This window comes from [Clostridium] colinum (assembly GCF_940677205.1).
GTDB classification, from domain to species: Bacteria; Bacillota; Clostridia; order Lachnospirales; family CAG-274; genus Tyzzerella; species Tyzzerella colina.
In genome coordinates, this window is record NZ_OW712331.1 from 1,471,806 (window position 1) to 1,484,403 (window position 12,598).

The following is a 12,598-nucleotide window of genomic DNA, read 5'->3' on the forward strand; positions in this document are numbered from 1 at the left end:
TTTAAGCAAAATATTGCTCCTTAACTAATATCTCTGCTTTGTATGACTTAATGCCAGATTTTTCATAATTACTTATTTTAAGTGAGCCTACCACACCTATTCGGCTACCTTTTCTAATGTTTTTCTTAATCCACTCAGCTCCTTTATCTATAGTTGAGCAAGGTATAAAATCCGTTTGATTTCTTGTTTCGACAGCTAAAATATATTTTGCCATTTGTTTTTCCTCGCCATTAATATTTAGAATTGAAATTTCAGGGTCTTTTGTTAAACGCCCTATAAGTGATACGTTATTCATATTATTACCTCCAAATATATAAATTTAAATCAAAAAAAATAAGACACAATCAAATCTAGTTCTTTACTATTTTTGATTATGACTTATTATACCAACAAAGTACCTTCCGCTCCTATTATATTAGACATATATATTCTATATACAAAACCTAAAATACGGGTAATAACATTAGCAAGTGTTAATATTATTGCACCTTTTATTATCAAATTTTTACTCATATGATAAAAAACTCCTTATTTTTTATTAATATATGGAGCTTTTTATATTAATATTCTACTATAATATATTTTTATTATAATTTATAAAACATAATATATATTTTAAATTTTCATCATAAATATTAAAAAATAATATTTATTTTTAGTTTTTAACTACTTCTTGTAAGAAAATAAAATTTGTGTCATAAAATCTCTTTTATTTTTATTAAATCTAACTTTAACTACAACTCAACTACTGTTATTTACTGACTTTTTTATTGAGAACATAATTTTTATCCTCCCTAATTTGATAAACTATTTATTTTATAACAAACCTATTTGACGACAATCAAAACCACCCGTTAAACGGGTGGTTTACTCAAGTCCTATAAGCGCTTTTTTCTTGTTATAAGCCTCTAAAGAGGCACTGAATGGTCTTACAATTACACTACTATTTCTTGGCTGCCACTAAAGTGGCTATTTTTTGCCTACTTACTCTGGCTACCCATATGGGCCTATATATTTTTTAAACTTATTTGATCATTTGCTATATCTTCTTCTAATTGATTTTTTATGTATTATTTTATTGCATTTTAATTTTTACTTACTGTATCTACATAATATCCTCTACACCAAAAATGCCTATTCCCATATTTATACTTTAAGTTTGCGTGCCTATTAAATATCATTAAGCTACTTTTACTTTTTAAATATCCCATAAATTGTGAGACACTTAAATATGGTGGTATTTCTACTAACATATGTATATGGTCTTTACAAGCTTCTGCCTCTATTATTTTAACCCCTTTCCTTTCACACAGCATTCTTAATATTTTTCCTATATCTGCTTTTATCTTTCCATATATTTCTTGTCTCCTATATTTTGGTGCAAATACTATATGATATTTGCATCTCCATTTAGAATGTGATAAACTACTTATGTCTTTCATGACAAAACCTCCTATGATTTTATTTTGGGTTCCCAGACCAATTATATTCTATCATAGGAGGTTTTTACTTTTCTATAAGAGTTTTTACCTACCACCAGCATAGCTGGTGGTTTAATCAAGCCTATTCGGCGACAATAAAAAAGGCTAGAGATAAAATCTCTAGCCTTAATACTAAAATTATATTAGCAAATACCTCTGCCTAAATTAGGCATAAACATTAATAAGAATAAAATAAGGATAAGTGAATCATTACCAAAACCGCCAATAAACCCTGGACATAATACCATTAATAATACTAAGATTAATAATAAACTTTCATTATTATTTCCAAAAAATGAGTTTGTTGTACCAATTGAATTGTTCATAACATTTCTCCTTAAAAAATTAATTTATATTATATTGTATGATAAAAATTAATTTTTTTGCCTGTCCTTACAAAAATTTTATAAAAATTTTATTTTTTATATTTATGTTAATTTCCCATAGCTTTTTTAGGATAAATAAATGAAATTATACCACCTATTCCACTTAAAATATAAATCAAACTAGCTAATTGATTGTCTATAAAAATAACTTTAGCAACAATAAATTGTGTAATAAATATAATAGACCACATAATAGATAAATTTTTATTTATTTTATTAAATAATTTAGTTTTAGATACACTATCATTAAATCCTAATTTAGAATACTGACCTATCATATTTTCACCTTTAAATGAAAATATTAATAATCCTATTGGCAATATAATTTCCATATATTTAGAAAAATTTTCGTCTAATAAAAGCATTAAGGTAAATGTAATTAACGTTATTTTTTCTAAATTTGTTATTTGATTTTTTATATATTTAGGTTTAAATAATGGAATTATTAATACCGTATATAAAATAGCAACCGTTGTATATACACTATACGGTATATTTAACATTGGTATATTTGATGTTGACCAATAAAATATAAAAGGTACTAATGCTATAGGAAATAATATATCTCCTCTTATTAATTTTTTTACTGGTTCACTTTCTATCTCACTATTAGGTTCAAATATTTTAGTCAAAAGTTTAAATTTTTCTATATTACCTTTAACTTTTAAGCTACCTTCTCTAAATGCTGTTTCACCAGAAATTTTATTATTAGATATCATAGCCCATATTTTATAATCACATATTATTTCTGTATCTATATTGTTTGTATCTTTATCTAAAAATACTTTTTCATTTTCTATTTTTATAATATATTTTTTATTTATATCTTTAAAATTAAACATATATTTAGCAGATACACCTTTTATATTGTCTTTATTGGCTTCTTCTATCATACCAGATATAAACATATTAGGTTCTAATATTTCATCATCTTTTAAAAATATATTGTCTTTACTATATTTATTAATTACTATATTAGAACATAATATACCAGATAAAATAGCCCCTTGATATCCTCCACCTGGTTGTGTCCAAGCACTTGATATATAACAGTTTTCAAAAGGAGTTTTTGGTGGTAATCTATCAAATCCTCCATTTTTTAAATCTTGAGCAAATCCATATACTGCACCTTCTCTATTATTTGTATATCTCTTCATAGTTCTTGGTGTTCCAAGCTCAGTTATTACAACGTGTCCTTCTGTTTTAGGAAAATGCTTATATAACCTTTTTAAAAGTATATTTGTTACTTGTTGTTTTTTTATTTTATATTCTTCTGTATTTCTATCTGGCCAATTTTTTTCAAAGTCTGCAATAGTAATACATACAAATCCAGTATCTTTATTTAAATTAGGGTCTAATATATTATAGTTTACAAGGCCAAAATGAACTTTTTCATAATCTGCTTTTTGTGCATATTCATATCCTTTTTGAGAATCTTCTTCATAATCAAAAAAATAATCTGCTTTTTCTAGCCCAAGTTCTGTTGGGTTACAATCCATACCTATATATAATTGAGTTAAGCTACACCCTATACCTTTTTGTTCTATATCTTTTAAATATTTATCTACCTTTTGTTGATTATCTACATATTTTAAAGTATTTTCTATACAACCATTTATTATAAAAATATCACCTTTAAAAGTTTTTCCTTTATCTGTTGTTACAGATACAATTTTATTATCATCTGTATTTATTTTTATAACTTCTTCTTTTAATACAATATGTCCACCATTTTCTTCTATTATATCTATAAAAGCTTTGCTTAAAGCACCCGAGCCACCTTCTATATAATAAGTTCCTCCTATATGATAACCAAGCCAAGCAACTAAATAATAATAAGCATTTATTTCTTTAGCAGGTAATCCATAATATAACCATAAAAAACAAAATAAATTTATACACTTTTCATCTGTTATATATTCTTTTAAAAAGTCATATAAACTAATATTTTGTAATATGTGTATATATTTAGGCATCTGTCTATCTTTATGAACATTCTTTTCCATGTCTTCATCAAATTGTTTTAGAAAATCAAATAATTTTTCTATACCACTTTTTTGATTTGGAAATTTATTAATTAAGTCTTGTTTATATTTTTCAAAACTATCTGCTACATCAAAAAATTCTCCATTATTAAACATAACTGTTGCTGTTTCTTTTTTTCTAATTGGTTTAACCTTTTGAAAAATACCTATTTCTTCTAACTGTTTATAAAATATTCTATCTTTATTTAAATCACCTATACCGTGTAAAGATACATCAAATGTAACTTTCTCTCCTGTTTTTGCTTTTCTAACAAAATTAGTAGAATATCCACCAGCAACAATATGCTTTTCTATAATAGTAACATTATATCCTTGTTTTGCTAATTTTGCCCCTACTGTTAGTCCTCCCATACCAGAACCAATTATTACAATATTTTTCATTTTTATCCCCCTTAGCCTTTACTTAAATAAAATAATTCAATATATCCATAGGATTATCAACTACACTATTAGCTTTATTTTTTATAAGCTCTTCTTTTTTTCTAAACCCCCAAGTTACACCTATAGTATACATACCTGCATTTATTCCTGTTTGCATATCTGTATCTGTATCTCCTATATAAACACAATATTTAGGCTCTATATTAAATTCATTAGCTATTAATAATGCTCCATGAGGATTTGGCTTTTTAGTTTCTTCATTTTTGTAGCCTAACACCATGTCAAATATATTATCTCCAAATACTTTATTTACTACATCTAACGTTCTTTCGTGTGGTTTGTTTGATAATACAGCAAGCTTTATATTTTTATCTTTTAATTGTTTTAAAAGTTCATTTATTCCTTCAAATGGTACTACCCCTCTTGTACAATCTTTTACAAATATTTCTTTATATATTTTATATACATTTTCTAATTTTTCATATTTTATGTCTCCACTAGCATAAACTGCTCTTTTAACAAGTTCTAAAGCACCATCACCTGCAAAATATTTATACTCATTAATATCTCTTTCTACAAGTCCATTTTTTCTTAAAGCCTCATTACAAGCTTCTGCAATAGAATTTATAGAGTCTACTAAAGTACCATCTAAATCAAATATTGCTATCTTTTTGTCCATAAAAACCTCCTCTTATAAATTATTATCTAATATAAAATAACTAGATAATTATTATAGTTTTATTAATTTTATAATTATTTTATAAAATTAAATTAAAATATCTATAAATAAAAATGTACTTGAATACTATTTTAAAGCACATAAATACATTTTTAATTAATATATAAATTATTTAAATTTATCTCGCATAATCTATTGCTCTAGTTTCTCTAATAAGATTTACTTTTATTTGCCCTGGATATTCCAATTCTTCTTCTATTTTTTTAGATATATCTCTAGCTAAAAGTACAAGTCTATCATCATCTACTATATCTGGAGAAATCATTATTCTAAGCTCTCTTCCTGCTTGTATAGCAAAAGATTTTTCTACACCTTCAAAACTATCGGCAATATTTTCAAGATTTTGTAGCCTTTTTATGTAGGTTTCTAAAGTTTCTCTTCTTGCACCTGGTCTAGCAGCAGATATAGCATCTGCAGCCTGAACAAGAACGGATATTAAAGATGTTGGTTCTGTATCTCCGTGATGAGACTCTACTGCATTAATAACTACACTATTTTCTTTATATTTTTTACAAAGCGCCGAACCAAGCTCTATATGAGACCCTTCTTCATCATAATCTACGGCTTTTCCTATGTCGTGTAAAAGCCCTGCTCTTTTTGCAAGTGTAACATCTAGTCCTAATTCTCCAGCCATAATTCCTGTAAGATATGCAACTTCTAAAGAATGTTTTAAAACATTTTGTCCATAGCTTGTTCTAAATTTCATTTTACCAAGTAATCTAATAAGCTCTGGATGTATACCGTGTACTCCTATTTCAAAACAAGCACTTTCGCCTTCTTCTCTAATCATTGTTTCTACTTCTTTTTTGGCTTTATCAACCATTTCTTCTATTTTTGCTGGATGTACTCTTCCATCTAAAATAAGCTTTTCTAAAGCTATTCTTGCAATTTCTCTTTTCATAGGGTCAAATCCAGATAATATAACTGCTTCTGGAGTATCATCTATTATAATATCTATCCCTGTAAGAGATTCTATCGCTCTAATATTTCTACCTTCACGTCCAATTATCCTGCCCTTCATTTCATCATTAGGCAATGGAACAACCGAAACCGTACTTTCTGCAACGTGGTCTACTGCACATCTTTGTATAGCAAATCCAATTATTTCTTTTGCTTTTCTATCCGCTTCTTGTTTTACATTAGCTTCCATATCTTTTATACGTATAGCTTTTTCATGTATAAGTTCTTCTTCCAAACTAGATAAAAGATATTCTTTAGCTTGTTCTATTGTAAACCCAGATATTCTCTCAAGCTCTTCTAATTTCTTATTAGATATCTGTTCTATATTTTGTCTTTCTTCTTCAAGTTTAGCTATTTTTTCTTGATGAATTTCTTCTTTTCTTTCAAGAGTTTGAGATCTTTTTTCAAGAGATTCTTCCTTTTGTATAAGTCTCTTTTCAAACCTTTGCATCTCTTGTTTTCTTTCTCTACTTTCGTTTTCTATTTCATTTTTTACTTTAAGGCTTTCTTCTTTAGCCTCTAGTAAAATTTCTTTTTTCTTAGCTTCCGCTTCTTTTTTTGCGTTTATTAAAATATTATCTGCCTCTTTTTCTGCTGAACCTATGGTTGCTTCGGCAATCTTTTTACGCATAGCAAAACCAATCAAACCACCTATGATGACCGATATAAAACTTATTATTATAATTGGTATTACGTATTTTACGTCCAGAAAAAACACCTCCCTACTTATTTTATATTTTAGACGTTTATATTAAAAATTTGTAAGATATTATTAAACTTTATTAAAATATACCTTATTTTATATTTTATCTTTTTTATACAAAATTGTCAAGATATTAACTAATCTATTTATATTTTTACATACCTTAAATATGCACTATTAATCTATAAATTTTTGTATAGTAAAATAATCATATTTGTTAGAATAAATAATATCAAATTCTACTTTTTTATCTTCAATTTTATCTATGTTTATATTTTTTAGACTATCTATAATTTTACTATTAGCCGATACTACTACTCTTTTATAAATAGTATTTGAAAATATAGATAATATTTGATTTTTTATAGTATTAGCTATGTAACTTTCATTTTTTACCCTACCAGTGCCACTACACACATTACAAGGCTTAGATACTATTTCATAAAGTGGCTTTAATCCTTTTTTTCTAGTAAGTTGCATTATACCAAGTTCATTTATAGGATATACATTTATAGGCATTCTATCTGCTTTTGACAGTTGCTTCATATATTGTTGTAATTGATTTTTATGTTCTTCATTTTTCATATCTATAAGGTCTACTAATATTATACCGGATATATTTCTAAGTCTTATTTCTTTAGCTATTTGTTCTATTGCCTCTTTGTTAGTTTTAAAAATCATCTCTTCAAATGTTTTTGTAATGTTTTTACCTGTATTTACATCTATAATAGTCATTGCCTCTACATAGTCTATTATTAAAAATCCACCACTTTTAAGCCATATTTTGTTATTAAATAATTTTTCTATTTTACTTTCTATACTATATGCTTCAAATATAGGTAAATTATCGTCATACATTTCTATATTTTTAAAAATTTGCTTTAAATTATTATAGCTTTCTACATTATTTGTTACAATTTTATCTTCTTTGTTTAAAATATCAATTATTACTTTTTCTATCTCTGTATTTGCTGATAATAATTTTTTAGGAGGTTTTATATAATTTGATTTTTCTAATAAATCTTTAGCTTTTTCTATAAGATTTATTATTTCATCTTTTATATCTTCAATATTAGCTATAAGACAGTTTGTCCTAAAAATAATTCCATAGCCTTCTGGTAAATTTTCTTTAGCAAAATTTTTAAAAAATTCCCTTTTTTCTTTATCATCTATTTTTTTAGATATAGCTATGGTTTGTTCTTTTAACAATAAAACTATATATTTACCAGTAATTGTTAAATTTGTTGTAACACTTGCACCTTTTATATCTGTTCCTTGTTTATCTATTTGAATAGCTATATCTTGTCCTTCTTTTAAGTTTAAAACATACTTATTTGTTTTTTCATTATATACATAAATATCTTTTTGTTTCTTATCTGTTAGACCTAAAAATACATTTTTGTCATAACCTATATCTATAAATGCAAATTTATTAGGTAGTATTTTTTTTACCTTACCTACAAATATATCTCCTATTTGAAAGTTATTTTTTTCTTCTATTATTACTTCTTTCAGCTCATTATTTTCTATAAGCCCTGCTCTTTCATATCCAAAAAGAGAATCTATAACAAGAGTTTTACTCATTTTAACACCTACTTATAAAAATCTAAATGTATATTATTTTCATTAAAAAGTCCCACTCTTTTATAATGTATTTTATATTTTTCATAATTTAAATTTAAAAATTTATAAAGAGTTTCTATTAAAACATCTGGTTTTAGGTTTTTGCTACTTCCTGTTGATATTAAAATTTTTATTTTATTACTATCAATATAATCAATATTAAATATATCTTCTCTAATATTAACTGTTTTTACAATTTCTTTTCCTCTTTTTTTACTAATTCTTTCTACGTTTATTTCTTTTCGACTTAAAAATTTATCTATATTATTTTTACTAATATTTTTATCTAAAATAACTTCATATTCTCCTATACAAACAATAGAAGGTGCCGATTTTTGTCCTTCTTTTAGCTTAATTACATTTAAAATTTCCATACCTATTGGCATAGTTTTATTTAAAGTATTTTTTATATCTTCTTCATTTAAATGTATATCAAATTGCATATCAATATATTCTGCTTCACTTTCCATACCAAGAGGTAAAGGTATAGCAAAGCTCATTATTTGATGTGGATTAAACCCTTGAGAATAAGATATTGGTAAATTAGCTCTTTTTATAGCTCTTTGAAATATTTTTAATAAATCTAAATGTCCTGTATATTTTATTTTCCCTGTTTTAGAAAACTTAAGTCTGTATTTATTCAAAGCAAACACCTCCCCCAAAAACTTTTGCTCCACACATACTACAATTTTGTCTACAATTAGGTGTAACAATTTCTTTTTTAGCTTTTTCTATTTCTTCTATAAAAAATCTTTTAGACACACCAATAGATATATGGTCCCACGGTAATATTTCATCATAACTTCTTTCTCTATTAGCATAAAATTCTCTATTAAGGCCTGTTTGTTCTAGTGCTTTAAGCCAAGCGTCATATTTAAAGCTTTCTGTCCAACCATCAAATTTTGCTCCATTTTCCCACGCTTTAACTATAAGTTTTGATACTTTTCTATCTCCACGAGCAAGTATACCCTCTATAGAACTAACAGTTGGTTCATGGTAGTTTACTTTTACTTGTTTTCTTTCATTACTATCTTTTAAGAGATATTGCTTTCTTAAAAACTCTTCACAAGTATCTTGTGCAGACCATTGAAAAGGTGTAAAAGCTTTTGGTACAAAACAAGATGAACTAACTGTAACAGAAACACCTCTATTTCTTTTTTCTTTAGGTAGTTCATAAAATTTATCTACTATGTCTGATGCTAATTTTGAAATACCTTTTATATCTTCATCTGTTTCTGTTGGTAGCCCTACCATAAAATATAATTTAACTCTATCCCAACCACCTTCAAAAGCAAGACTACTACCTCTTAAAATTTCTTCTTCTGTTATACCTTTGTTTATAACATCTCTAAGTCTTTGTGTGCCTGCCTCTGGTGCAAATGTTAAGCTAGATTTTCTAACACCTTGTACTTTTTGCATTAAATCTAAAGAAAAAGCATCTATCCTTAAAGAAGGTAATGCAATATTAACTTTTTCATCTTTAAATTGTTCTAAAAGACCTTCTGCAAGTTTTCTAAACTCTCTATAATCGGCTGTACTAAGGCTAGTTAAAGACACCTCTTCGTGCCCTGAAGTTTCTACTAATGTTTTAGACTTTTCAAGAACGGCATCTGATGTTTTTTCTCTAACAGGACGATATACATATCCTGCTTGGCAAAATCTACACCCTCTTATACATCCTCTAAATACTTCTAAATTTACTCTATCGTGTACTACATCAATTAATGGTACAAGTTGTTTATCTGGATAAAAAACACTATCCATATCATCAACTATAACTTTTTTAATTTTTTTAGGAGCCTCTTTGTGTATTGGTTTAAATTCTTTTATTTCACCATCTTCTTTATATTCTACATTATAAAATTTAGGTATATAAATACCATCCATTTTTAATAGTTTAAGATAAAAATCTTCTTTTGTACCACCTTGCTTTTTAATTTCTTTATATAAATCAAAAAACTCGTCATATTTAACTTCACCCTCACCTATATAAAATATATCTATTATATCTGCTAATGGTTCTGGGTTATATGCACAAGGCCCACCTGCTATAATTATAGGGTCTTCTTCTGTTCTATCTTTACTCCATATAGGTATTTTCCCTAAATCTAACATATTTATAATATTTGTATAAGTCATTTCATATTGTAATGTAAACCCAACAAAATCAAAATTTTTTACATTTGTTCCTGTTTCTAATGTAAATAATTCTATATTATTTTCTCTCATTTTTTGTTCCATATCGTGCCAAGGTGCAAACACCCTCTCACAATATAAATCATCTCTTCTGTTCATAAAAAAATATAATATTTGTAGTCCAACATAGCTCATACCAACTTCATAATTATCTGGAAAACAAAATGCAAAACGTATATCCACATCTTTAGGGTCTTTTACAACCATATTTATTTCATTACCTATATATCTTGCTGGTTTTTCAACCTGCATCAATATTTCATCAATCATATTAAGTCCTCCATCTTTAGTAATTTTTTTACATAATAATAGATTTATTTTAATTTTTTAACTACGTTATATATTGTACCATTAATACCATATTTTTGTATATAGTCTAAAAAAACTTTTTCATTTAATGTAAAATAAATATTTCCATTTATAGAAACATTTATAATTAAATAGTAATCTGAACTAAGAATTAATACAATATCTTTATTTTCATAATCTTTATCTATTAAAATTTGTTTTATTTTTAATATCTTACTTTTTTCATATTGTTGTTTATTAATTATTGCTTTATAAAATTGATAAATATATTCACTTTTATTTACTTTTATAAAATATAAAGACAAACATAAAAGACTCACATTATAAGGATATAAAATAATTTGTATAAATCCTAATAAAAACATAATAAAACTACCAAATAAACTTATTTTTTTTAAAATTATACTAGCTTTTAAATCTCCTATTTTACTCCCTAAAATATAACAAAAAAACCTTCCTCCATCTAAAGGGAAGATAGGCAAACAATTAAAAAATGCAATTGATAAATTTATATTTTTCATCAACTGCATTTTTTCATTTGTAAACATATTAAAAAATAATGCTAATATTATATTTAATAAAACACCTACACTAACAATAAAAATCTTTTTATACAATTCCAATTTTTCTATATTATCTATAACTGCTATTTGTCCTATTGGCGTTATAATTATTTTTTTTATATTTAACCCAAATTTTTTAGCCACAAAAATATGTGCTAATTCGTGTAAAAATACAAATATAAAAAAATAAAAAAATATTTCGTATACTTTAAAAATTACTGTTAAAATTAATGCTACATAAAATGTTGTATTTATACTTATTTTTTTTAACATACACCCACCTATTTTATTATTAATAACTATTCTAAATAACTAGCTTTAGGTAAAGCTACAAAATCTATCGGGTTTAAATATTCACCATCTTTTACTATTGTATAGTGTAAATGTGCACCAGTAGAAAGTCCTGTATTTCCTATTAACCCAACCTTTTGGCTATGCTCTATTTTATCATATTTTTTTACTAAAGCTTCATTAAGATGAGCATACATTATTTCATAACCGTCATAAGTTTTGTATTTTATATATATTCCATAAGTCTCTGAATTACCAACATCTATTACTACCCCAGATTTTACAGCATATACAGGACTATTTTCTTCTGCACCTATGTCTAAACCATTATGAAACTCTTCTTTTTTTAATATAGGATTTTCTCTATATCCAAAATAATCTGTAATAGTGCCTTGTTCTACTGGATTTATCCATTTATTTTCTGCCCCAAGAACAACTTGTTGTGCCTTGAGGCTATCTATTTTTTTGGTGTATTTTCTATTTCTTCTTCCATTTGTTCTATAATTTTATCTTCTATAAGTAAATCTCCTTTTTTACTTAAATTATTTGTAATATTAAATTTAGATAAAATATTATTTATTTTATCGTTAAAATTAAATTCACTATCTATCATTATTTTAGTTTTTTCTATTATATCATTTGCCATACTAGAATTACTATTTGATAAATAATAAAATATTGCTATTATAAAAACACATATTATACACTGTATAAAAAATTTTGATTTTACTGGTTCATTGTTTTGTTCATCAAATCTTATCATACCATTTTTAGTTGTGTTTCTTAAATTTCTATTTTTAGATAACTGATTAGATGTATTTGTTCTAGTTGTTTTTATGTTCCTTCTTGTTCTTACATCTTTTAAAGAATTTTCTGCTAATCTTCTATAAAATTCTTTTTTATCATTTATCAAAAAAATCA

General features: G+C 25.5%; 12 protein-coding genes and 1 pseudogene. All 13 read right to left on the reverse strand.

Annotated elements, in window-relative coordinates:
* Position 1 precedes the first annotated feature (1 nt).
* The gene (locus NBW53_RS07280) at positions 2-295 is read right to left on the reverse strand and encodes a single-stranded DNA-binding protein (RefSeq protein WP_250277614.1); all 294 of its coding nucleotides are present in this window, start codon (positions 293-295) and stop codon (positions 2-4) included.
* An 86-nt stretch (positions 296-381) separates the two neighbouring features.
* Positions 382-513, reverse strand: a complete 132-nt coding sequence (locus NBW53_RS07285; RefSeq protein WP_250277615.1) for an oligosaccharide flippase family protein — start codon at positions 511-513, stop codon at positions 382-384.
* Positions 514-1,007: 494 nt separating this feature from the next.
* Positions 1,008-1,442 (reverse strand): annotated as a pseudogene (gene tnpA, locus NBW53_RS07290) (IS200/IS605 family transposase).
* 182 nt (positions 1,443-1,624) lie between these two features.
* A complete protein-coding gene (locus NBW53_RS07295) occupies positions 1,625-1,807 on the reverse strand; it encodes a hypothetical protein (RefSeq protein ID WP_250277616.1) in 183 nt (60 codons plus the stop codon).
* A 107-nt stretch (positions 1,808-1,914) separates the two neighbouring features.
* Positions 1,915-4,293: an FAD-dependent oxidoreductase gene (locus NBW53_RS07300; RefSeq protein ID WP_250277617.1), complete on the reverse strand. Its 2,379-nt coding sequence runs from the start codon at positions 4,291-4,293 to the stop codon at positions 1,915-1,917.
* A 22-nt stretch (positions 4,294-4,315) separates the two neighbouring features.
* Positions 4,316-4,972: an HAD family hydrolase gene (locus NBW53_RS07305; RefSeq protein WP_250277618.1), complete on the reverse strand. Its 657-nt coding sequence runs from the start codon at positions 4,970-4,972 to the stop codon at positions 4,316-4,318.
* Between the two features lie 178 nt (positions 4,973-5,150).
* Entirely contained in the window at positions 5,151-6,701 is a 1,551-nt protein-coding gene (rny, locus tag NBW53_RS07310) for a ribonuclease Y (protein ID WP_408647057.1), read from the reverse strand.
* Between the two features lie 171 nt (positions 6,702-6,872).
* Positions 6,873-8,279 carry a ribonuclease E/G gene (locus tag NBW53_RS07315; RefSeq protein WP_250277619.1) on the reverse strand — a complete coding sequence of 469 codons (1,407 nt, stop codon included), beginning with the start codon at positions 8,277-8,279 and terminating at the stop codon, positions 6,873-6,875.
* 8 nt (positions 8,280-8,287) lie between these two features.
* The gene (locus NBW53_RS07320; protein ID WP_250277620.1) at positions 8,288-8,962 is read right to left on the reverse strand and encodes a TIGR03936 family radical SAM-associated protein; all 675 of its coding nucleotides are present in this window, start codon (positions 8,960-8,962) and stop codon (positions 8,288-8,290) included.
* Complete coding sequence (locus NBW53_RS07325) at positions 8,955-10,784, reverse strand: TIGR03960 family B12-binding radical SAM protein (protein WP_250277621.1); 1,830 nt, start codon at positions 10,782-10,784, stop codon at positions 8,955-8,957. Before NBW53_RS07325 ends, NBW53_RS07320 begins: the two co-directional genes overlap by 8 nt.
* Positions 10,785-10,828: 44 nt before the next feature.
* Positions 10,829-11,659: a site-2 protease family protein gene (locus NBW53_RS07330; RefSeq protein ID WP_250277622.1), complete on the reverse strand. Its 831-nt coding sequence runs from the start codon at positions 11,657-11,659 to the stop codon at positions 10,829-10,831.
* 26 nt (positions 11,660-11,685) lie between these two features.
* Positions 11,686-12,138 (reverse strand): M23 family metallopeptidase, encoded by a 453-nt coding sequence (locus NBW53_RS07335; protein WP_330651655.1) that lies wholly within the window; start codon positions 12,136-12,138, stop codon positions 11,686-11,688.
* Entirely contained in the window at positions 12,135-12,590 is a 456-nt protein-coding gene (locus NBW53_RS07340; RefSeq protein ID WP_250277623.1) for a hypothetical protein, read from the reverse strand. The genes NBW53_RS07335 and NBW53_RS07340 overlap by 4 nt, the downstream gene beginning before the upstream one ends.
* Between the last annotated feature and the right edge of the window lie 8 nt (positions 12,591-12,598).